A 22,083-nucleotide genomic window follows, 5' to 3' on the forward strand; every position below is an offset into this window, starting at 1 on the left:
ATGCGTGATGTTTACCGGAGTCTGTTAATTGTCCTGACGGGCATACTGGCGCTGTGGCTCATCCTGGGTTTCTGGCCGCTGTCGGTCGGGAGCCGCGTGGCGCTCGTCCTGCTGGTTGTTCTGGTGTGCGGGGCGATGCTCTGGCGTCAGCACCGGGCATTACAGCTGTGGGCTCAGGCGCTCAGAGAGATTGTGGACGAGAGTCTGCCTCCGGAAGATTTTCAGGGGGCGGTCATTCTGGTGTGTGGTGATAACAGCGCGCTGTTCGCTGAGTCTGCACAGCATCGTGAAACCCGTCAGGGCTGGTATTTGCGGATAAAAGACGCAGAACATCTGCCCTTGCTCGCCCAACATCTTAGTCAGATCCGCCCGGCGCTGGTGTCACAAATCTCGGTGTTGCTGGCGGTATTGCCTGAACGACATACCTCCGACGTCGACTTTACCCAGAGCCTGCGCGTCTGGCAGCGTGCGGTGGTGCAGAGTCGTACCGCTTCTGGCCGACTTCCGCCGCTGTGGATTGTGACCTGGGTGTCACCGCCAGCCGCCTGTGCTGATGCGGAGCCGGTCTGGTTTACCACGGTCAGTCAGCGGGCAGGGATCCAGGTGTATCAGCCCGGTCAGGGCAATCTGTCACTCATGGACTGGATCCGGGAAACGGCGGCGGGCGAGCGACTTTCCCGCCTGAGCCAGGGGCTGTGGCTTGACAGTGGACTCACCTGGCTGAACAACGCTGTCAACAGCTTGCTGTCAGTACGTCAGGGGGAATTACCTGCCCTGAAAACCTGCGTGCAGGGGTTGTGCATGGTACCTGTGAAGGGGGTTGCCGGTAACCTCTGGCAGCAGCACATCGCCACTGTCACTGTGCTGCCGCCCGATGCGACTGATAACGGGGGGCCTTTGCCGCTGCCTGAGCTCCTTCTGCCAGCGTTGCCACGCCGTCGCGGCGTCAGCCGCCGGATGGTGTTCTGGCGTTATGTCGGGCTGCTGGGGGGGATTTTCCTGGCACTCGCCATGCTGGCGTCATGGATGAACAACCAGCGTTTGATCCGCAATGTCGGCGACCATCTTGCCTTGTACCACCATCTTACCGGGACACCGGTTGAGCCGAAACTCCGTGCTCAGCAGCGGCTGCGCGCCGACGGCGCACTGCTGGATGGCTGGCAGCGTCGGGGTGAGCCTGTGCGCTATCGCCTCGGGCTGTATCAGGGGCTGCGTCTGGTGCCTGCTGTTGAAGCGGCCGTGAATGACTGGGCTCCGCCATTGCCGCCACCGCCGGTTATCAAAAAAATCGTACAGGGGCCGAAGACACTCCGTCTCGACAGCATGTCGCTGTTCGACTCCGGGCAGTCCGTGCTGAAAACCGGCTCTACCAGAATGCTGGTCAACTCACTGGTGGGCGTCAAGGCAAAGCCGGGCTGGCTGATTGTGGTCGCCGGCCATACGGATAACACAGGCACCCCGCAACTGAACCAGCCGCTTTCTCAGAAACGTGCCGAGGCGGTGCGCGACTGGATGCGGGACACCGGCGACGTGCCGGAAAGCTGTTTTGCGGTTCAGGGTTATGGCGCAAGCCGTCCTGCTGCAACCAACGACACCCCGGAGGGGCGCGCGCTCAACCGCCGTGTCGAAATCAGTCTGGTACCGCAGGCCAGTGCCTGCCAGATACCGGGCAAAACCCAGGCGTCATCGCAGGATGATGGCGCATCACTACACAATGGAGAGTAATGCTATGGCAATTCCTGTTTATCTTTGGCTGAAAGATGACGGCGGCGCGGACATCAAAGGGTCTGTCGACGTTCAGGACCGTGAAGGCAGCATCGAAGTGGTGGCGCAGAAGCATAACCTGTACATCCCGACCGATAACAACACCGGCAAGCTGACCGGTACCCGTATCCATACGCCGTTCCTGTTCACCAAGGAAATCGATTCGTCCAGCCCGTATCTGTACAAGGCGGTGACCACCGGTCAGACCCTCAAGTCTGCGGAATTCAAGTGGTACAAAATCAACGACGCGGGCCAGGAAGTGGAGTACTTCAACACCAGACTCGAAAACGTGAAAGTGGTGAAAGTGAACCCACTGATGCACGACATCAAGGATCCTGCTTACGAGAAGCACAACCACCTCGAGCAGATCGAGTTGCGCTACGAAAAAATCACCTGGACCTACAAAGACGGCAACATCATTCATTCCGATTCCTGGAATGAACGCGCCACTGCATAAACCTGATGCGGGCAGGGATCCCTGTCCGCAATTTTTGCCGAACGTCTGCTGGCACGGGCTTTCAGCAAAGAACTCACAATCTGCCAGCCGACCGTATGCGCTTTGGTCCCCTTCACGGGAAACAGCGAGGGGCGGTAGCGTGTCCAGGAACCGACAAAGAGAGAGACTCATGGAAAATCCAGCCATCCTGCTGCGACGTCTGAACCCTTACTGTGCCCGCGCCATGGAAGGGGCGGCCTCGCTCTGCCAGACCCGCGCGCATGCGGAAATTCTGCCAGAACACTGGCTACTGAAACTGCTTGAGCAGGGGGAGGGAGACCTGACGGTACTGGCGCGCCGCTACGAGTGGGATATGGATGCGCTGTGGCAGGAGTTGCTCGGCTGGCTTGATACACTTCCCCGCTCTGTTCGCAGTCGCCCGCAGCTTTCAGACAGCATTCAGACGCTGATGCAGGAAGCCTGGCTGATTGCCTCCCTGAATGGTGAAGAGCAAATCCGTAGTGTACATCTGCTGATGGCGCTGGTCGGTAAGCCTGGACTGGCCCGCTGTGACGGACTGTGGCCACTGCTGACGCTGAGTCAGAGTCAGCTGGCTCGCCTGCGTCCATTGCTTGATGCACAGTCTGACGAACGTCCGGAAGTGCAGCAGGAAGCTGAACTGGCGCAGAGTCATGGCGGCGATGTGGCGTTTGTCGGGCGTCCTGTCGGCGCGCAGGTAAAAGAGGGCGAACTGAGCCCGGCACGACAGAATGCGCTGGATAAATTCACTCTCGACGTCACCGCCAGAGCGAAGCAAGGCAAAATCGACCCGGTGTTTGGCCGCGATACCGAAATCCGCCAGATGGTGGATATTCTCTCCCGTCGCCGTAAGAACAACCCGATTCTGGTCGGTGAGCCGGGCGTGGGCAAAACCGCGCTGGTGGAAGGCCTTGCATTGCGCATCGCTGAAGGCAACGTCCCGGAATCCCTCAAGCCTGTGGTGCTGCGCACTCTCGACCTCGGCTTGTTGCAAGCGGGCGCAGGCGTGAAGGGCGAATTCGAGCAGCGTCTGAAAAACGTGATTGACGCCGTGCAGCAGTCACCGGTACCAGTTTTGCTGTTTATCGATGAAGCACACACTATTATTGGCGCGGGCAACCAGGCGGGCGGCGCAGATGCCGCCAACCTGCTGAAGCCCGCGCTGGCACGTGGCGAACTGCGTACCATTGCCGCCACCACCTGGTCTGAGTACAAACAATACTTCGAGCGTGACGCCGCGCTGGAGCGCCGCTTTCAGATGGTCAAAGTGGACGAGCCGGACGATGACGCCGCCTGCCTGATGCTGCGCGGCCTGAAGTCCCGCTATGCTGAGCACCACAACGTGCACATTACCGATGATGCAGTGCGTGCTGCCGTCACACTCTCCCGCCGTTATCTGACGGGCCGCCAGTTGCCGGATAAAGCCGTCGATTTGCTGGATACCGCCAGCGCCCGCGTGCGCATGAGTCTCGACACCGTACCGGAACCGCTGACTCGCATCCGTTCGCAGATTACCGCACTTGAAATGGAGAAGCAGGCGCTGCTGGAAGACATTGCCGTCGGCAATCAGAGCCGCGGTGAGCGCCTGAGCGCCATCGGGCAGGAAGAAAACGCCCTTATCGTTGAGCTTGACGAACTGGAAACTCAGTACGGCCAGGCGCTGAAACTTACCGGACGGCTGCTGGAAATCCGCCAGGATATCTCCCGTCAGAGTGAGACTCATGCGTTACAACAGGAACTGAATGGTTTGCAGCAAAGCAACCCGCTGCTCTCTGTTGATGTCGACGTGCGTACTGTGGCTACCGTGATTGCCGACTGGACCGGCGTGCCGCTGTCGTCGCTGCTGAAAGATGAACAGACCGGGCTGCTGACCCTGGAAAATGAAATCAGCAAGCGCGTGGTCGGGCAGGATGTGGCGCTGGAAGCCATCGCGCAACGCCTGCGTGCAGCGAAAACCGGCCTCACGTCCGAGAATGGCCCACAGGGTGTGTTCCTGCTGGTCGGGCCGAGTGGTGTCGGGAAAACCGAAACCGCGCTGGCGCTGGCAGACGTGATGTACGGCGGCAAAAAATCGCTGATTACCATCAATCTGTCGGAATACCAGGAACCGCACACGGTGTCGCAGCTGAAAGGCTCACCGCCGGGCTATGTCGGTTATGGTCAGGGCGGCATTCTCACCGAAGCCGTGCGCAAGCGTCCGTACAGCGTGGTGCTGCTGGATGAAGTAGAGAAAGCGCACCGCGATGTGATGAATTTGTTCTATCAGGTCTTCGATCGCGGCTTTATGCGCGACGGTGAAGGCCGTGAAATCGACTTCCGCAATACCGTGATTCTGATGACCTCGAATCTCGGCAGCGCCCCTCTGATGCAGCTGCTTGATGAACAGCCGGACGCCACCGAAGGCGATTTGCACGAATTAATGCGACCCATTCTGAGGGACCACTTCCAGCCTGCACTGCTGGCGCGTTTCCAGACGGTGATCTATCGCCCGCTGGCGGAAGCAGCGATGCGCACTATCGTCGAAATGAAACTCGGTCAGGTCAGCAAGCGTCTGCACCGTCATTACGGTCTGACCACGCATATCGACGAGAGCCTGTTCGATGCGCTGACCGCCGCCTGCCTGCTGCCAGACACCGGTGCGCGTAACGTCGACAGTCTGCTCAACCAGCAAATTCTGCCGGTGCTGAGCCAGCAGTTGCTGGCCCATATGGCGGCGAAGCAAAAGCCGCAATCTTTGACGCTGGGGTGGAGTGAGGAAGAGGGGATTGGGCTGGTGTTTAATGAGGCACACGGAGGCTGAAATGCAGATTTGCATGATGGATTACGGCAACCTGTCGGCGGATGGCAAAACGGCGTACCTGAAATGCTACGGCATCGGGACGTTTGAAGTGCTGACGGGCGTGGATTTTTATATCAATAATCCTGACTGTGCCGACCATGAAAATGCTGCTATCCCGCCGGGGACATACTGGGTCACCGACCGGCCTGCCGGCAGCTTGTACAACCGAGTCCGGGCAGAGGCGATTGATGCCTGGCATGGTTACCGAAATCATCATTCCGAATGGTTTGCCCTTTTCAGCGATAAAACTAAAAGAGACGGCATCATGGTGAATGGCCTGAACCGTACAGGATTTCGTCTTCATCCTTTGAACAGCGATGGTTCAGGTGAATCCTGGGGCTGTATCACCCTGCGCCGGTTCAGTGATTTTCAGCATCTGCGACGTCTGCTACTGCAGAGAGGAACCTTCCCGGTTCCTGGCGGCAATGGTCTGAAGGCCTATGCCCGTATCGATGTGCGTGGCACCCCGGACTACAACCAGTGCGATAAAGAGACCGAAGAAAGAAAAGAGGCTGAGAAACGCCGGACACAGCAGGCTCTGAAAAAGCGAGCGGAGAATGTCGAATGAAAATCCTGCTGTTTATTGTGCTGTTCTGGGGCGGGATCCACTTCATTCCCGATGCATGGATTGCGGGTTTTGTGAAAGCCCATATCCCGATTAGTGGTGACGGAGAAGAAGCGATGGACAGCTTTGAGATGCATATCATCGTGATTAAAACATCGTTGTGTGCTGCCGGGGCGTTCCTCCTGATGAAGCTGCTTTTCTGGATGAAAAATCACCAAAAAAAATAATCTCTTTCTCACTTCCTGTGCCAAATGCTGGCCCGCGCCAGCCCTGACGGAATAACCGAATACACAATGGAGTCAACGCCATGAGCCTGACGGATACCCTGAACACGATGGTGACCACCGTCACCGGAAAAGCCCTGAACCGCTACCGCCTCGATATCCCTTCCTGTACGGCCGATATCGACGTGGAGGACTTTAGTGGTTCAGAAGCGATGAGCGAGCTTTACAGCTACACCATCAACTTCACCAGTGCCGACAAGAACATTGATGCCCGCCAGATGATGAGTAAGCCTGCGACACTGACCATGGGGGCCGGCAATCTGCTTTCCCTGGCGGATCGCAAGGTGGTTCACGGGGTGGTGACGCATTTCGAGCGTACCGGAGGTTCTGCAGATGAAGCGCAGTACTGCATTGTGCTGGAGCCGTTTCTGGCGCTGCTGGGCAATCAGTTCCGCACTCACCGCTTTTTCGTCAACAAGTCAGTACCAGAAGTGGTTGCAGAGGTGCTCACGGAGCATGGCCTGAAAGGCTGGGAGTATGAGTTCACGCTCAAAGCCGACTATCCAAAGCGTGAGCAGATTAACCAGTACCAGGAAAACGACCTCGCCTTCATAGAACGTCTGCTGGCGGAGGTGGGGATTTTTTACTTCTTCACCCTGCAGCCCGACACCCAGACCGAAGTGGTGCACTTTGCGGACAAGCAGAGCGCGTGGACGTTTGGTAAAAAGCTCCCGCTGAACAGCCCGTCAGGGGCGAATGACAATGCGGCGGATTCGGTGTGGGACGTGCATGTCTGGCATAACGTGGTGGAACGTTCAGTCACTGCCAGCGACTATAACCACCGCGAAGCCCAGAACGTCCTGACGTCCGTTCCGGCGGATATGACCCGCGGTGACGGGGAAGGGAATACCTACGGCGATGTGTACCATTATCGCCCGCGTCACCTTGAACGTGGCGACAAAATCACGCCGACGGCAGAAACAGGTAACTTCTGGGCACGCCTGGAGCATGAACGCTACCTTTCCACTCAGACCACTGTAACTGGCAGCAGTACCGACCATACCCTGGGCCCGGCTCAGGTGCTGACTATCACTGAAACGGCTATCCCCCCGACGCTGCCGCGTGAAACCGAAAACGGTCTTGTCATCATCAGCGCCGGTTACTCCGCCAGCCGTCAGAACGCGCTGAAGGTGGAATGGGCGGCCATGCCGTACTACGAGAACCGCTGCTGGCGTCCTGCTGCTAAAAAGCGCCCGGTGGTCAGCGGCACCCTGACGGCACGAGTGACCAGCGCCAAAGATAACGACATCTACGCCTGGCAGGATGCATCAGGCATGTACCGGGTGAAATTTGATGCTGATCGCGACGATAAACGACAGGGCATGGAAAGTATGCCGGTACGTTTTGCCAAACCTTACGGTGGTGACAAGTACGGCTTCCACTTCCCGTTGATACAGGGCACTGAAGTCGCCATCGCGTTCCATGAAGGCGATCCGGATCGTCCGTATATCGCCCACGCCCTGCACGACTCCCGTCACGTTGACCATGTCACTGAACTGAACAGCACGCGTAACGTTATCCGCACAGCTGGCCTGAGCAAGCTGCGGATGGAGGACAAGCGCGGCGAAGAGCACGTTAAGCTCAGCACAGAGTATGGGGGTAAGACCCAACTTAATTTAGGGCACAATGTAGACGCTTCCAGGAAACTTCGCGGCGAAGGTGCTGAGCTTCGTACTGACCGACACGTTTCTATCCGGGGTGGTGCCGGGGTGTTTATCACTGCAGATAAACAGCCGTTTGCCGGGGACAAGATGCTTTCCATGCAGGAGGCGATAGCCCAGCTTGAGAATGCACTGAGTATTGCCCGAAGCATGTCAGATGCAGCTGAAACCGCGCAGGCACTTCCTGCAGATATACAGAGCCAGGTGAAGTTGAGTGATGCCCTCAAAGATCTGGTGCAGCCAGGCATGGTGTTGAATGCACCAGAAGGCGTGAGTATCACCAGTCCGCAGGCAGTGCGTATGGCCTCGGGAAGCGCCAGCGTCGGGATTATGTCACAACAAAACACTGACATCAGTGCACTTAAGCGTTTTACGGTAGCTGCGGGTGAAGCCGTGAGTATGCTGGCCCGTAAGGCTGGGATGAAACTCTTTGCTGCTAAGGGCAAAGTAGAAATTCAGGCTCAGGATGATGCGCTTGATGCGATAGCCAAAAAGGATGTGACCGTAACCAGCACGGAAGGGCGGGTCGAAATCACAGCGGCGAAAGATGTTGTGCTGAAAAATCTGGATGGGTCTTTCATTCAGCTACAAGGTAAAAACATTATTTTGGGTTGTGAAGGTAATATTCTGTGGAAATGTGCCAATGCGCAGAAAATGGGTAGTGTAAGCATGAGTAGTGTTATGCCCCAGTTTCCATCTGGATATAGTGGGAAATTCACGGCATCGTCTGATGCAGGTGTTCCAGTTGCAGCTGCGGCATATATGTTGACATCGAGTAATGGGCAGAAATTATTTGGTAGAACAGACGAGAACGGTGAAACAGTCCCAGTTTACTCATCAAACCCGAATGAGCCTTTTGAACTTGAAATGATTCAAAGTGATTATTGGTACGATAGTGAGAATATTGTGGATAGAGTACATTGTTCATCATTTTCAGATATGTCATTCCAGGATGATGGTTGTCAATGCAGTGATTGTGAGGGAAATAAAAGTGCGTGATATGACTTTAAAGTTTAAATTATTGTTATGCATGTTGCCGGCTCCATTTTTTTCTTTTGCAAGTGGCACATGGAATGCTAAATCAGCACAAATGCAATGTGGCTCAGCTTTGGTAAAAGTCAGTGCTGAATGCCAGGTGAATCAGAAAAGCCCAACGGAGAATATATGCAAAAATTACCAGTTGGAAATAAAAAACGGCACGAATAATAAAGACTTTTCTTTGCCATACATCCCGAATAGCCAAAAAGTCCTCCTGGAAGGACAGGGTTATTCCTTTAATGATGTAGTTAAGCCTGGTGATTGGGTCCCCTCCACAATGAAATGCTATGATAATGAAAACATTGTGATCGGATACCATCTAGGGTTGGATGAAGAGGAGAGCGTAAAGGGTTCATTGTTGTCCTATATTGACGCCCCATTTATTGATCTTTCAGGTAACTTTATTACAGGTAACAAGCTTTCTGAGCTTAGATCTCGAGAGATAAAAAAACCATATGACAATACGAATATAGACTTTATTAGCAATCGCTGAGGTATGGTATGTCTGATTTATATGAGTATTTAAATGCCAAGAAGGGAAAAGCATATTTTGATGATCAGATTAAGCCATTTTCGCTAATCTCACTCTATCCGGATATAGATACATCCCGAAAGCTAAGAGGTAACAGCCGTACAACAGGAGATGCTGATAAAGATGTTCAGGATGCTATTATAGATATGATTATTACCATAGCTGCCCGCTATAGATTAAGTTATAAAGAGATATCATATATTTTATTAACAACTAAAGTCGAGTCCGGGTTTAACCCCGATGCGGCAGCAGGGACTACTAGTGCAGCTGGTTTAGCACAAGGAACAGTTGGTTTTATCAAAGATGCATTGACACAATCTGAAGACATTCTTGGTTTTCAGCTAGATCTTCGTAATGAAGAAGTTTTTGATGCTGAGAAAGGATGTTATGCGGTAATTTATTCATTTTTACTCAACAAGTCTAAGGTAATGGAGAGTTACACATCAGATCAAAGTGAATATTGGGAATGGCTTTATTTGTTGCATCATGATGGTGCCTATAGCTTAGGGAAATACCTGGAGGTAATCAAAATCATGGGTATGTTAGCCGCTATGTTTCTGAACAAACCAAAAAAGAGATTCTCAAAAATGTTGGAGTTGAAAATGCTAATGCTAAAGCGGCCATAGAGTATTCAAGAAGTCATATCGTGTTGCCTAAAGGAAGTAAATCTGCGGACTCAGAAAAAAAAGACAATGTAATTCACATTAAAACTACGACAACCGATAAATCTGTTAATAGTAGAACTGGAAAAGAGCCTGAGAAACATCAAACAGATACGCAGGGAACATCTAAAAAAATTGAAACAAATGCTGATTTCGTACCAGTACTGATTTTTGATAAAGGCAATAGTGATAAAAACAGAGTAAGCAGTAAAACTAAAGAAATTTTAATAAACATAGCTAAAAGTGCAGGGATTCACAAGGTTCACATTACCAGTACTCTAAGGACACCTTTGGAACAAGCGCAGGCGATGTATTCTAATGCTAAAAATTTAGGTGTGGATTCTCAGCATCATTACAAACCAGCTGGCTGGAAAGTAATTCAGGCAGGTGTGGCTGCAGGCATAGAAGATCGCAATAAAGCCATTCAGGCAATGGTTGATGAAATTAATACTCTTATGAGTGACGGGCAAGTAGTATCAAGACATTGCGTTAGTGAGGAAATATATGCGCAAAGAAATGTGGTCGACATTAGCAAGTCAAGGATGAATAAACTCGCGAAACCCTTTGATAAAGCAGTTAAAGCGTACATGAAAAATAATGATGATATCTATTATATAAGTCCTTATGCTTATAACGGTGAGCCCGTTTTCCATTTGGAGGTGAGACAATGAATATAAGACTCATGCTTGTTTTTATTGTAACTCAGTTCCCTTTTTATGTTAATGCAAATATTTTAACAAATGGAGTTTATTATTCTAAATGGGTTTACTCAGAAAACAATATGGAAAAAGTGTATCCAATACTGTCTAATAAATTTAATCGCGATAAAAATGGGGTGTACTTACTTCCAGATAATGCGTCAATAATTGGTGATGAAATTTATCTACGAGTATCGGATGATACTGTAAATATATATTACAGGCAAGTGAATGATGATGGGGGCGTTGTGACAATCGGTCGTGGTGATGTCGATATTTTGGATGGTGTCTTCAGCATAAAAAACAATATATCAAATACTTTCTTTGATGGTAAGGTTCCACCTGGGAAATTCTATATCAATTATGATTTTTCAGGGAGGGACACTTCTCCCGCCCAAAAGGAAATTATTCCTTTCAAGGTTGAAAGGCCTGATGCCTTTAGCGTAGATTGCAAAAAATATTTAAAGATAAATGGTTATTATGAAAATGGACTCCCTGATTACACGGAGGATGATATTTCATACAATACAAATATATTTGCAACCGATTCAGGAATTTGCGGCCTATTGCTTAATGATGACAATGTTCGGCAAATAAAAGAAGGGCGAATTCTTTTTGAAAAAATTCAATGAAACTTCTGCTTCTTGAGCTTGATCTTTCGACCAGTTAAATATTCTAGGGGATATTATGTCCAAAGGATTTGTATTGCTAGGAGATAAAACTACTCACGGTGGTGAGGTTATATCTGCATCTTCGACCATGATTGTGAACGGAAAGAAAGTAGCTCTTGTTGGCGACGAAATTAATTGCCCTGTTGAAGGGCATGGTGTTAATGCCATTATTGAAGGATCACCAGAATGGATCTCTGATGGCAAGTCTGTTGTTGTGGATGGCTGCGAATGTGAATGTGGTTGCCATGTTATCTCAAGTGCGCCGGATTGTTCAGTAGGATAAGTTATGAGCTGGGAGCGTCAGAAAGCCACAATTACTACAGAGCCAGAAGAACCGTCTCTGGTCATCTGGCTGATTGCAGGTCTTGTTGCTGTAATTGCTGGAGTGCTGCTCTTTGTCCTCCATGCCAATCAGTTTCTGGGTGAATTGCAAAAATTCAACCTCTGGATTGTTTCTGGGAGTCCTATTTTAATCTGGTTCATTACGATTTGTCTTCGTGGCTGGATGTATAACCATGCAATGGACCGTCATCAGTTTGAATCCGATGAGGCAGATTATGTTCAGCAGCAATGGATTTCCTGGGCTGGACGTTACCTGGCAGTTATGTATAGTCGGGTTATCCTGCCTGATGAATTGACGCCATCCATATTTCTGCAGGCTCCCAAAGATCGAGAGCAGGGTAGTTCTTTTAGTCGGGGAATAACGTTACCTGCAGGCGAAGATGTTTTTTCAGTATTGATTGGGGGCCTGGATATATCAGAATTACAGCGCTTATCTGACCTCCCTTTCCACGCAACCTTACTGACTGATTCACACGATCCTGATGAGACATTGCAGAGAGAATTTTCAGCATGCTGGCTCCAGTTAGTTGGACAGGCGTATCCCGTACCATTACTGACGATTCTTAAAGACCGGGCCTTCGATTGGGTGGGCGATCGCCTAAAAGCCCCTATTCTGGATGTTGAGCTTCTGTTGGTTCACCAGACTCAGGGAGGGAATGAGTACAGTGATTCGCTCTCGGCTTTAATGTTGACCTCTGATGATGTAGCAACGAAGTATCAGCTAAACCATCACGCTCGCCTGCTTCGGCCTATGTCGCTTGAATCAGCCCAAATGCTGAGTGAAGAGCTCGCTACCTTTTTCTCAACCCAGTCACAGGTTATTGCTGCGCATGCAATAGTGGGCGACAGCATGAAGTGGGGTGGTGATTTTTCCACTCTTCTGGCCAGTGCAAAACAATATGAAGGTAATTGGAAACCTCAACAGTGCCACTGGCTGGAAAAGTATGCCGGACTTAGCGGCCCTTTCTCACCCTGGATCATGGCTGCTGTCGTCAGCGATATTGCTGCGCTGACAAAAGAAGATTGCCTGATGCTTTCGGGTGACAAAGAGCTGCGTTTTATAAATACCGTAACTACAGGGAATCAGATAAATGGCGAAGGATAGTTCAGTGTGGCGTGGTAACTGGGGACGCCTCAGTATTACCGTACTCATTACTGCCGCGATCGGATTGGCCATCTGGAAAAAGGGTGATGCATTCGGACTTACCAGCAATGGACTAAAGTTGCTGGGATTTGTGGCAGCGATAATCCTTCTGTTGCTTATCCGTCATAGCAAAACCATTAGCCTAGCAATTAAACAACAGTGGTCTCGTTTTCAGGCGAAACGTAAAAGTGTCCTGCCTGCCGATGAGGGGCGCGTCAAGCAGACCGCACCACGCAATATCACCGTCGACACTATCCGCCTCGCCATGCGCAACCTCTACGGTCGGCGCTGGGGCAGTAAAACACGCATCCTGCTGATAACCGGCACCGTCGCTGAGGTTGAGCAACTGACCCCTGGCCTGACAGACCAGCTCTGGCAGGAAGATCGCGGCACGCTGTTGCTATGGGGCGGTGACCTCAATACGCCAGCAGACAGCGACTGGCTGACCGCATTGCGCAAACTGCGCCGCCGTCCAGTGGATGGTCTGGTATGGGTTACCTCGGCTTTTGACCAGCTCTCAGCGCCAGGACTGAAGCAGCCGCTGCCGGTACCGTCTGAAAGCACCATGGATTCCCTGTCTCATGCCATCAGTGCGCGTATGGATGAACTGGGCTGGAAACTTCCCCTGTATGTCTGGTCCCTGCATCCACGCTCCGGAAAGCCGGAAGGCCGGATTGTGCAGGCCACTGGCTGTTTGCTGCCTGCTGGATGCAGTCCTGAAACGCTGGCTGAACAGTTTGCAGCCCTGACGTCCGGGCTGACCTCGCAAGGTCTGCAGCAGACCTGCGGCGAGGTTAAACATCACTTCTTACTGACACTTGCCGACCAGCTTATTCGCGAACCACAGAGCGTGACCGCTCCGCTGTCGGTGATGCTCAATCCGTACCGCCCGCTACCGCTGGCAGGGGTGGTGTTCAGCCAGCCTTCTGCCGATGCTGAACGTGCCGTGCCGCACCACTGGGGCATGGATAAGCGCTGGGATGTTTTGCCTGAGTCCGTCCGGACGCTTCCTGCCGGACTGCGTCCGCGCAAACCGGGCATTCCGTGGCGCAGGGTGATGGCATCGGCTGTCGCCCTGACGATGGTGGCATGGGCGGCGTGGATGAGCATCGCGTATGTCACCAACCGCAGCCAGATTGACGGTGCGAATGCCCAGGCCGCACTTGCTGCCCGACAGAATCAGCCGCTGGAACAGCGCCTGCACGCGCTGTCTGAACTGCAGAAAACCCTGGCCCGTCTGCAGTACCGCGCTGAGCATGGTGTACCGTGGTACGAGCAGGCCGGGCTTAGCCAGAATAATGCCCTGCTGGCCGCACTCTGGCCACGCTATCAGGACAGCGCCCTGCCGCTGTTGCGGGATGCGGCCGCTGACCATCTGCAGAAACAGGTCAGTGCCTTTAATGCGCTGCCGCCGGGCAGCCCGCTGCGTGAGCAGATGGCAAAAAATACCTATGACCAGCTCAAACTGTACCTGATGCTGACCCGTCCGGAACATATGGACGCCAACTGGTTCAGTTCGGCACTGTTGCGCGACTGGCCGAAGCGTGATGGCGTGAAAGACGGCGTCTGGCAGGGCGTGGCCCCGTCACTGCTGTCCTTCTATGGCGCGCAGCTGGTCACGCACCCGGAGTGGAAATTGCGAGGTGATGAGAGCATGGTCAGCCAGGCGCGTTCCCTGCTGGTTCGCCTGATGGGCTTACGTAACAGCGAATCAACCCTCTACCAGAATATGCTCTCTCAGGTGGCGCACCTGTATGTCGATATGCGCCTGGAAGATATGACCGGCGATACCGATGTCTCCCGCCTGTTCAGTACCACAGAGGTCGTGCCGGGGATGTTCACCCGTCAGGCCTGGGAGCAGACTGTGCAGCCAGCCATTGAAAAGGTGGTGAAGGCGCGCCGGGACGAGCTCGACTGGGTGCTCACGGACAGCAGGCAACAGGCTAATACGCAGGATGAAATGTCTCCGGAAGCGCTGCAAAAGCGCCTGACGGAGCGTTACTTCGCCGACTTTGGCGGCGCCTGGCTGACGTTCCTCAACAGCCTGCGGCTTCGCCAGGCCACCACGCTGTCCGATTCCATTGACCAGTTGACTCTGATGGCAGACGTGCGCCAGTCACCACTGGTGGCGCTGATGAACACCCTCAATGTGCAGGGACGCACCGGACAAACCGGGGACGCTATTTCGGATTCCCTGGTCAAGTCAGCGAAGAATCTGCTGGGTGGTGATAACCAGGATGCCATTGACCAGAACGCTGGTACGCACGGGCCGCTGGATGCGACCTTTGCCCCGGTGCTGGCACTGATGGACAAGAGCCGTACAGGTGCACAGGAGCAGAGTCTGCAGTCGTTCCTGACCCGTGTGACGCAGGTGCGTCTGCGCCTGCAGCAGGTGACCAATGCCGCCGACCCGCAGGCCATGACCCAGACCATTGCCCAGACTGTATTCCAGGGCAAGGCTGTTGATCTGACCGAAACCCGTGACTACGGCAGCCTGATTGCCGCCGGCCTGGGGCAGGAGTGGAGTGGTTTTGGTCGCACCGTTTTCGTGAACCCGATGGAGCAGGCCTGGCAGCAGGTGCTGACACCGGCGGCAGACAGTCTCAATGCCCAGTGGCAGCAGACGGTGGTTGCTGAGTGGAACGCTGCATTTGGCGGGCGCTATCCGTTCAACGAGTCCAGCAGCGACGTCTCCCTGCCACTGCTGGCTAAATACCTCAACGCCGATTCCGGGCGTATCGCCCAGTTCCTGCAGACCCGTCTCAAAGGTGTGTTGCATAAGGAAGGTAACCGCTGGGTACCGGACAGCATCAATTCGCAGGGGCTCGCTTTTAACCCGGCGTTTCTTAATGCCATAAACACCCTGAGTCACATCTCGGATGTCGCCTTCACCGAAGGCAATGCCGGGATGAATTTCGAGCTGCGTCCTGGTACCGCCGATGGCGTAATGCAGACCGACATGATTATCGACAGCCAGAAGCTGACTTACGTCAATCAGATGCCTGCATGGAAACGCTTTACCTGGCCTGCGGATACTGAAGCGCCGGGTGCCAACCTGAGCTGGATAAGCACTCAGGCGGGCACTCGCCAGTACGCTGATATTCCGGGTAGCTGGGGCTGGATACGCCTGCTGGATCACGCCACCGTCAATGCTTACCCGGGAGTCGGCAGCAGTTACAGCCTGAGCTGGAAAGCACAGGACGGTCGCACGCTCAATTACACCCTGCGTACCGAAGCGGGTGAGGGGCCGCTGGCGCTGCTGAAACTGCGTAATTTCCGCTTGCCGGAGACTATCTTCAGCACAACGGTAGCGCCAGACACGGTCGCCAGCGCGGCCAGTGATACGGAGGAGGTCTACTGATGAGCACGCTGAATGCTTTACTGAGCGCCTGCCAGGCTGAGCAGGTGCCACTGCTTACTGCTACCCGTGAACGTGTGGCGCAGTGGGATAGCTGGCTGCAGCCGCTGTCCGGTTCATCGCCTGTTGGCGAAGATCCGGGATATGATGATGACTTCCAGCAGATGCGTGAGGAGGTCAACAAACTCTCCGGGGCAGACACAGAGCTTATCTGCCGTCTGGCGGAGAAGCAACTGACCACCACCGCCAAAGACATTCGTGTAGCCACCTACTACTGCTGGGCAAAGCTGCACCGCGAAGGCGAGCGGGGTCTGGCTGAAGGCCTTGAACTGTTGGCCGGGTTGATAGAACGTTTCGGCGCGCAACTTCATCCACAGCGTGACCGTAGCCGTAAGGCGGCACTGGAATGGCTGGCGGGATCGCGCATGACCGACTCTCTTTCTCTGTATCCGGAAGTGGTCAAGAGCGATGCTATACGTACCACCGGGGCGCTGTTGCTGATAGCCGGGCTTAGTGAAAATGAGCCGGATGAAACACGGCCGGAACTCAATGCGCTGTATGGTGCGCTGGAAAATCGTCTGCAGAAAGCGGGCGGCGTGGATGCGGTGGTGCCGCAAAACGCCAGTACCAGCGAAGCGTATTTCACAACCAGCCACAGTGATGCCCCGGCCATCGGGCGTATCACCTCCGGCCAGGATTTACTGGCGCAGGCCCGCACGCTCACCGAATACCTGCGCGAACAGCCGGACGGCTGGTTGTCAGCACACCATCTGATGAAGAGCCTGCGTCACGATACCCTGCGGGCTATCCCGGCTCCTGATGCCCAGGGTCGTACACGCATCGAACCGCCAAGGGCGGACCAGCGTGCGCTGCTTAAGCGCCTGTATCTGCAGCAGAACTGGGCCGAGATGCTGGAAACGGCAGACAGCACCTTTTCCCGTGGCGCCAATCATCTGTGGCTGGATTTGCAGTGGTACATCCATCAGGCGCTGACTAAATCCAGCCAGCAGACGTTGGCTGACATTGTCACCGCCGATCTGAAAGGGCTGTTATCACGACTGTCCGGGCTGGAGACGCTGGCGTTCAGTGACGGTACCCCGTTTGCGGATGAAGTGACGCTGAACTGGATCCAGCAAACTGTGCTGGACACCGTCGGCGGGTGGGGCAATGACACACCATCAGCCCCGGTAACCTCCGGTAACGATGACATTCTGGCTCTGGAGCCGGAAGCCGTGGTGCTGGCGGACAGTGAAGGTCCGGATGCGGCGCTGGCCTGGTTACAGAACCGTCCGGGCGTCACGACTGCGCGGCAACAGTGGCTGCTACGCCTGCTGATGGGACGTATTGCTGAGCAGTACGGTAAAAATGACCTGGCGGTGCACCTGTTTGCAGAACTGGGTGAACGGGCCCGTGAAGTGACCCTCAGCAACTGGGAGCCTGAGCTGCTGTTTGAGGTCCAGGCCCGCCATCTGAAACTCCTGCGTCTGAAAGCTGGTCGCAGTGAGGCTGATAAGACCCGCCTTACACCGGTAATGGACCAGTTACTTGCCGGGCTGATTGCGGTTGATCCGGTACGGGCGGCGGTGTTGTGTGGTTAATGAACAGAAATAGCCAATTTAATATCTTTTTGATTGAAATAAAACAGTTAGTGATTATTAAAAGGTAAATAGAGTTATGAAGTATTTTTCTCTTGTTTTTTTTCTCTTGTTTTTATCAGGATGTACTTCTTCCGTAAATGTTCACAAAGAATGGAGTGAGTTCAAATATTATCGCATTGATTTTTCTGGGCATGAAATTAAAAAACTGCCTCAAGGTGCCCGATTGGTGAAGGGGCAAAAGGATGCTGCAATAGGTGTTTTGGATAGTAATGGTGATACCGGTGAATTTGTCGTTTCCGGGCGTGTTAATGAAAAAGACTACACGATTGAGCCAATGTGGCATTTTTATGATTATTCCGGGAGTTTTACGACCACTGCTGATGACGGCAAGATAAATCCTTATGTTACTTACAAAATTACTAATAAATGTGACCCAAGTGACACCTATACGGGGGTCAGCGATAATCAAGGAAGAACGATTTTGTTCGCAACGGAAAAGCCATGTGGATTGGAAATTACTTTTCCAGATGAAATACAACATGGTGAATAAATTGATGGTAACTGTAAATATGCTGGATATCGTCTGGAATTATTCTGGGGCAAATGCGCAATGGAAGATCTAACCCTACGCTATTACGACGCGGAAATGCGCTACCTGCGCGAAGCAGCGAAAGAATTCGCCCAGACTCACCCCGACCGAGCGGCAATGCTGGACCTGGATAAGGCTGGCACACCCGATCCGTATGTCGAACGGCTGTTTGAAGGCTTTGCTTTTTCGATGGGACGGCTGCGGGAGAAGATTGACGACGACCTGCCGGAACTGACCGAAGGACTGGTCAGCATGCTCTGGCCACATTATCTGCGCACTATTCCGTCGCTCTCGCTGGTGGCTCTGACCCCGGCGCTGCATGCCATGAAAATGGCGGAGGTTGTACCTGCGGGCCTTGAAGTGTACTCCCGCCCGGTAGAGCCGAAGAACACGGTTTGTCGCTACCGCACTACTCAGGATGTGATGCTTAATCCTTTGAGTGTTTCAGACGTCACGATGGCGACTGAGCCTGACGGGCGCTCGCTGATGCGGATGCGCTTTGCCTGCAGCAGTCAGGCCGACTGGTCACATGCCGATCTCCGTCGTCTGAGCCTGTATCTCGGCGCGGATGCGCCCGTCAGCAGCCATCTGCATCTGATGTTGACGAAACGTCAGGCGGCACTCTATATGCGTCTGCCCGGGCAGACCGATCGTATCCACCTCGACGGGTATTTTTCACCGGGCGGTTTTGCTGAAGAGGACGGTCTGTGGCCGAAAGGCGATACCGCGTTCAGCGGCTACCAACTGCTGCTGGAGTACTTCACCTTCCGCGACAAGTTTATGTTTGTCCACCTCAATGGTCTTGACGGTATGACGCCGCCTGCCGGGGTAGAGTACTTCGATATTGAAGTGGTTTTCAGCTCGCCGTGGCCATCTGACCTGCCGGTCACCGATGACGCGGTTCGTCTTCACTGCGTGCCGGTGATTAACCTGTTCACCCTGGAAGCCGACCCGCTCACCATCACCGGACTTGAAAGTGAATATCTGTTGCGGCCCAAACGGTTGCAGGACGGACACACCGAGATTTACGCCGTGGATTCGGTTACCGGCTCCAACCGGACCATTGACGCGGAGTATGTCCCGTTCAGCAGCTTCCGCCACAAAGGCGGGATGATGCGTCGTCATGCGCCGCCCCGGTATTACCACACCCGTGTAAAGCGCAGTGTGACCGGGCTGTATGACACCTGGCTTATCCTGGGCGGCCATCAGTGGGAAAATGACCGGCTTGTCGACCGCGAAGCCGTATCGCTGCAAATCACCGGCACCAACGGCCAGCTACCGCGCCGGGCGCTACAGAGTACGCTCCTTGACCGCTGTGAGCAGATAGTCGATACGCCGCTCTCGGTACGCAATCTCTGCAAGCCCACGCTGCCGGTCTATCCCCCTGCGGAAGACCGTTTCCACTGGCGGATATTGAGTCACCTGGGCTCCGGGTTTCTGAACATGATGAGCACGGCCGAAGTGCTGCGCGGGACGCTTGCGCTGTACAACTGGCCGGAAGATGAACTCAACACCCGGCGGCTGGAGGCGATTCAGCATGTGAAACACCACCGCCTGCAGCGGTTCGAGCAGGGCTACCTGCTGCGGGGGCTTGATATTGAGGTCACCCTCGACAGCGGCGGGTTTATCGGCGAGGGCGATATTCACCTGTTCGGCGAAATGCTCAACCGCTTCTTCGCGCTCTATGCCGACATGAACCAGTTTAACCAGCTCACCCTTTTCATTCAGCCAGAAGGAAAATGCATCCGGTGGAAAGAGAACCACAGTCCGCGCCTGCCCGGCTGATAGCGCAGCTGGGTGACCGGCTACCGTACATGAATTTTTACCGTTTCTGTCAGCTGCTGGAGCGGAGTCAGCCAGATAAACCGGTCGCCGGCAGCAACTGGCAGGTGCGTCATGAGCCGGTGCGCTTCCGGCCACATCCGGGAATGGGCTTCCCGGCCGCCGAAATCAAAGGCGTAGAATTGCCGGAGCATCCGCACCTGCCACCCACGGTACGCATCACCTTTATGGGGCTCTACGGCGTGGAGTCGCCGCTGCCGACGCACTATATCGATGACATTACTCAGCGGCGGGAAGGGTACGAGGCGGCTGCGGATTTCCTTGATATCTTCAACCACCGGCTGATTACCCAGTACTACCGCATCTGGCGTAAATACTCATATCCGGCGACCTTTGAGGAAGGGGGGAAGGATAAAACCTCGCAGTATCTTCTGGGGCTGGCAGGGCTCGGGATTGACGGTTGCACAGACAGTATCGCCGCCCCGGCCTCACGCTTTCTGGCGCTGCTGCCGGTGATGCTGCTGCCGGGACGGACTGCAGAAGGTATGGCCTCGCTGGTGCGCCTGCTGGCACCTGACACACAGGCGAAAATCTGGCACCACGACAAACGCCGCGAGCCACTGAAAAAGCCACTGACCATGAGCGTCAGTCAGCCCGTCACCCTGACCAGCCGCCCGGTGATGGGCAATTATGCCACCGATGTGAACAGCCAGGTGCTGATGCGCCTGACCTCCACTAATCCGGAAGAAGTGCAGGGCTGGCTGCCCGGAGGAGAGCTGCACACAGACCTGATGGCGTTGCTGCATGTTTATCTGGGCTCGCGCCTCGATGTCCGCCTGCAGTTGTGTGTCGACCGCAGCCTGCTGCCGGACGCGACGATGAGCAGTAAAGCCAAAGTCGGCGCCGTGCAGTTGGGCCGCACTGCCGTGATGCGCCCGCTGAATGCGGCGAACACCGCCACACATCCCAAAACCATAACCATCAATCTTGGCCGCTATGAACGGGTACAGGAAAATATTCACCGCAGGGAGACCGATGAAGATGGCGATTATCGCTGGTAAATTTCCTCTGGCTGCGCTGGTCGCCAGTATCACACTGATACTGGCGGGCTGTGGGCTGACCCAGAGCGTCACGGACGGCACTGTCGCCGTCACCAAATCGATTTTTTATAAACAGGTGAAAACGCTTCACCTCGATATTCGCGCCCGCGAGGCCGTAAACCATAATGCTGGCGGAGTAGCGCTGTCCACCGTGATACGTATCTACCAGCTCAAAGACCGCAATACCTTTGACAGCACGGACTATCCGTCGCTGTTCAAGGCTGACAGTCAGGCTATCAAAGCAGACCTGCTGACGGAGAAAGATATCCGCCTGCAGCCGGGTGGGGCGGTGATGGTCGATATGCCGCTGGAGGAAAGTGCGCAGTATGTGGCGGTGGCCGGCATGTTTATGTCGCCGGACCAGGTGAATAATACCTGGCGGGTGGTACTGAGCCGTGATGACCTCGATCCGGATAAAGCCCGTATCATCGAAGCAGGGAACAACCAGCTGATCCTTAAGGCGCTGAAAAATGAATGAGACTTCCCGTCCATCGTTGTATGAGACCCTCTTGGGTAATTTTACCGGCGGGCTTGCCCTGCAGCAGGTCAGTGAGCAGAACCAGGTCATCCTGTCCGTGCTCGACAATATGCAGCGCATCCTCAACTGCCGTGCCGGGACGCTGGCGCATCTGCCGGACTATGGCCTGCCGGATATGACCAAAATCCTCCAGGGGATGCCGGGCACTGCCCATGAACTGATGGGGACATTGTCTGCCGTCCTGCTCAAATATGAACCTCGCCTGAAAAAAATAGCCGTTGTCCTGCTGGAACAGAATGTCCCCGGTGAACTGCGCTATGCCATTGATGCTGAACTCAAAGGTATTGGTCTGGTGCGTTATGGCACCGAATTTATGCCCGAAGGGCGGGTCCTGTTGCGGCACCTGAAGCAACAGCAGTATCTCGACACGACAATCCGTATGTAAGGCCGGGTAGCACCATGTCAGTAAAATTACCGTGCCTCAAAAATCTTCCATAGCTTCA

The 22,083-nt window shown here is 54.0% G+C and carries 19 protein-coding genes; all 19 read left to right on the forward strand.

The window, feature by feature from the left end; genetic code table 11:
• Positions 1 to 1,725 carry an OmpA family protein gene (locus Electrica_RS06880; protein ID WP_141964040.1) on the forward strand — a complete coding sequence of 575 codons (1,725 nt, stop codon included), beginning with the start codon at positions 1 to 3 and terminating at the stop codon, positions 1,723 to 1,725.
• A gap of 4 nt (positions 1,726 to 1,729) precedes the next feature.
• Positions 1,730 to 2,221, forward strand: coding sequence for a type VI secretion system effector Hcp (gene hcp, locus Electrica_RS06885; RefSeq protein ID WP_131048833.1), 492 nt, complete (start codon positions 1,730 to 1,732; stop codon positions 2,219 to 2,221).
• Positions 2,222 to 2,390: 169 nt separating this feature from the next.
• The gene (tssH, locus tag Electrica_RS06890; RefSeq protein ID WP_141964042.1) at positions 2,391 to 5,039 is read left to right on the forward strand and encodes a type VI secretion system ATPase TssH; all 2,649 of its coding nucleotides are present in this window, start codon (positions 2,391 to 2,393) and stop codon (positions 5,037 to 5,039) included.
• 1 nt (position 5,040) lies between these two features.
• Positions 5,041 to 5,646: a DUF2778 domain-containing protein gene (locus tag Electrica_RS06895; protein ID WP_100682840.1), complete on the forward strand. Its 606-nt coding sequence runs from the start codon at positions 5,041 to 5,043 to the stop codon at positions 5,644 to 5,646.
• A complete protein-coding gene (locus Electrica_RS06900) occupies positions 5,643 to 5,870 on the forward strand; it encodes a hypothetical protein (protein ID WP_131048835.1) in 228 nt (75 codons plus the stop codon). Before Electrica_RS06895 ends, Electrica_RS06900 begins: the two co-directional genes overlap by 4 nt.
• An 80-nt stretch (positions 5,871 to 5,950) precedes the next feature.
• Positions 5,951 to 8,587 carry a type VI secretion system Vgr family protein gene (locus tag Electrica_RS06905; protein ID WP_100682838.1) on the forward strand — a complete coding sequence of 879 codons (2,637 nt, stop codon included), beginning with the start codon at positions 5,951 to 5,953 and terminating at the stop codon, positions 8,585 to 8,587.
• Position 8,588: 1 nt separating this feature from the next.
• Positions 8,589 to 9,119, forward strand: coding sequence for a hypothetical protein (locus Electrica_RS06910; RefSeq protein ID WP_227521256.1), 531 nt, complete (start codon positions 8,589 to 8,591; stop codon positions 9,117 to 9,119).
• An 8-nt stretch (positions 9,120 to 9,127) separates the two neighbouring features.
• A complete protein-coding gene (locus Electrica_RS28780) occupies positions 9,128 to 9,784 on the forward strand; it encodes a hypothetical protein (RefSeq protein ID WP_228267396.1) in 657 nt (218 codons plus the stop codon).
• Positions 9,785 to 9,804: 20 nt separating this feature from the next.
• Entirely contained in the window at positions 9,805 to 10,491 is a 687-nt protein-coding gene (locus tag Electrica_RS28785) for a hypothetical protein (protein WP_228267397.1), read from the forward strand.
• The gene (locus Electrica_RS06920; protein WP_141964044.1) at positions 10,488 to 11,150 is read left to right on the forward strand and encodes a hypothetical protein; all 663 of its coding nucleotides are present in this window, start codon (positions 10,488 to 10,490) and stop codon (positions 11,148 to 11,150) included. Before Electrica_RS28785 ends, Electrica_RS06920 begins: the two co-directional genes overlap by 4 nt.
• Positions 11,151 to 11,205: 55 nt before the next feature.
• Positions 11,206 to 11,472: a PAAR domain-containing protein gene (locus Electrica_RS06925; protein WP_100682835.1), complete on the forward strand. Its 267-nt coding sequence runs from the start codon at positions 11,206 to 11,208 to the stop codon at positions 11,470 to 11,472.
• Positions 11,473 to 11,475: 3 nt separating this feature from the next.
• Positions 11,476 to 12,636, forward strand: coding sequence for a hypothetical protein (locus Electrica_RS06930; RefSeq protein WP_141964046.1), 1,161 nt, complete (start codon positions 11,476 to 11,478; stop codon positions 12,634 to 12,636).
• Positions 12,623 to 16,036 carry an ImcF-related family protein gene (locus tag Electrica_RS06935; RefSeq protein WP_141964047.1) on the forward strand — a complete coding sequence of 1,138 codons (3,414 nt, stop codon included), beginning with the start codon at positions 12,623 to 12,625 and terminating at the stop codon, positions 16,034 to 16,036. Before Electrica_RS06930 ends, Electrica_RS06935 begins: the two co-directional genes overlap by 14 nt.
• Positions 16,036 to 17,631: a type VI secretion system protein TssA gene (gene tssA, locus Electrica_RS06940; protein ID WP_141964050.1), complete on the forward strand. Its 1,596-nt coding sequence runs from the start codon at positions 16,036 to 16,038 to the stop codon at positions 17,629 to 17,631. The genes Electrica_RS06935 and tssA overlap by 1 nt, the downstream gene beginning before the upstream one ends.
• A 76-nt stretch (positions 17,632 to 17,707) precedes the next feature.
• A complete protein-coding gene (locus Electrica_RS06945) occupies positions 17,708 to 18,181 on the forward strand; it encodes a hypothetical protein (protein WP_141964052.1) in 474 nt (157 codons plus the stop codon).
• 60 nt (positions 18,182 to 18,241) lie between these two features.
• The gene (gene tssF, locus Electrica_RS06950) at positions 18,242 to 20,005 is read left to right on the forward strand and encodes a type VI secretion system baseplate subunit TssF (protein WP_141964054.1); all 1,764 of its coding nucleotides are present in this window, start codon (positions 18,242 to 18,244) and stop codon (positions 20,003 to 20,005) included.
• On the forward strand, positions 19,960 to 21,063 hold the full coding sequence (gene tssG / locus Electrica_RS06955) for a type VI secretion system baseplate subunit TssG (protein WP_141964055.1): 1,104 nt from the start codon (positions 19,960 to 19,962) through the stop codon (positions 21,061 to 21,063). Before tssF ends, tssG begins: the two co-directional genes overlap by 46 nt.
• Positions 21,044 to 21,580 carry a type VI secretion system lipoprotein TssJ gene (gene tssJ, locus Electrica_RS06960; protein WP_165457137.1) on the forward strand — a complete coding sequence of 179 codons (537 nt, stop codon included), beginning with the start codon at positions 21,044 to 21,046 and terminating at the stop codon, positions 21,578 to 21,580. The genes tssG and tssJ overlap by 20 nt, the downstream gene beginning before the upstream one ends.
• The gene (gene tssE / locus Electrica_RS06965) at positions 21,573 to 22,025 is read left to right on the forward strand and encodes a type VI secretion system baseplate subunit TssE (protein ID WP_141964057.1); all 453 of its coding nucleotides are present in this window, start codon (positions 21,573 to 21,575) and stop codon (positions 22,023 to 22,025) included. The genes tssJ and tssE overlap by 8 nt, the downstream gene beginning before the upstream one ends.
• Positions 22,026 to 22,083 lie beyond the last annotated feature (58 nt).

It is taken from the genome of Klebsiella electrica (assembly GCF_006711645.1).
In the GTDB taxonomy this organism is placed as follows: domain Bacteria; phylum Pseudomonadota; class Gammaproteobacteria; order Enterobacterales; family Enterobacteriaceae; genus Klebsiella; species Klebsiella electrica.

Bases quoted from the DNA above. Each gene is read 5' to 3' on its own strand.
- Electrica_RS06930 (WP_141964046.1), top strand. From the start codon at position 11,476: ATGAGCTGGGAGCGTCAGAAAGCCACAATTACTACAGAGCCAGAAGAA.
- Electrica_RS06920 (WP_141964044.1), top strand. From the start codon at position 10,488: ATGAATATAAGACTCATGCTTGTTTTTATTGTAACTCAGTTCCCTTTT.
- Electrica_RS06945 (WP_141964052.1), top strand. From the start codon at position 17,708: ATGAAGTATTTTTCTCTTGTTTTTTTTCTCTTGTTTTTATCAGGATGT.
- tssE (WP_141964057.1), top strand. From the start codon at position 21,573: ATGAATGAGACTTCCCGTCCATCGTTGTATGAGACCCTCTTGGGTAAT.
- Electrica_RS06895 (WP_100682840.1), top strand. From the start codon at position 5,041: ATGCAGATTTGCATGATGGATTACGGCAACCTGTCGGCGGATGGCAAA.
- tssG (WP_141964055.1), top strand. From the start codon at position 19,960: ATGCATCCGGTGGAAAGAGAACCACAGTCCGCGCCTGCCCGGCTGATA.
- Electrica_RS06905 (WP_100682838.1), top strand. From the start codon at position 5,951: ATGAGCCTGACGGATACCCTGAACACGATGGTGACCACCGTCACCGGA.
- Electrica_RS06880 (WP_141964040.1), top strand. From the start codon at position 1: ATGCGTGATGTTTACCGGAGTCTGTTAATTGTCCTGACGGGCATACTG.
- tssJ (WP_165457137.1), top strand. From the start codon at position 21,044: ATGGCGATTATCGCTGGTAAATTTCCTCTGGCTGCGCTGGTCGCCAGT.
- Electrica_RS06900 (WP_131048835.1), top strand. From the start codon at position 5,643: ATGAAAATCCTGCTGTTTATTGTGCTGTTCTGGGGCGGGATCCACTTC.
- tssF (WP_141964054.1), top strand. From the start codon at position 18,242: ATGGAAGATCTAACCCTACGCTATTACGACGCGGAAATGCGCTACCTG.
- tssH (WP_141964042.1), top strand. From the start codon at position 2,391: ATGGAAAATCCAGCCATCCTGCTGCGACGTCTGAACCCTTACTGTGCC.
- Electrica_RS06935 (WP_141964047.1), top strand. From the start codon at position 12,623: ATGGCGAAGGATAGTTCAGTGTGGCGTGGTAACTGGGGACGCCTCAGT.
- Electrica_RS06910 (WP_227521256.1), top strand. From the start codon at position 8,589: ATGACTTTAAAGTTTAAATTATTGTTATGCATGTTGCCGGCTCCATTT.
- tssA (WP_141964050.1), top strand. From the start codon at position 16,036: ATGAGCACGCTGAATGCTTTACTGAGCGCCTGCCAGGCTGAGCAGGTG.
- Electrica_RS28780 (WP_228267396.1), top strand. From the start codon at position 9,128: ATGTCTGATTTATATGAGTATTTAAATGCCAAGAAGGGAAAAGCATAT.
- Electrica_RS06925 (WP_100682835.1), top strand. From the start codon at position 11,206: ATGTCCAAAGGATTTGTATTGCTAGGAGATAAAACTACTCACGGTGGT.
- hcp (WP_131048833.1), top strand. From the start codon at position 1,730: ATGGCAATTCCTGTTTATCTTTGGCTGAAAGATGACGGCGGCGCGGAC.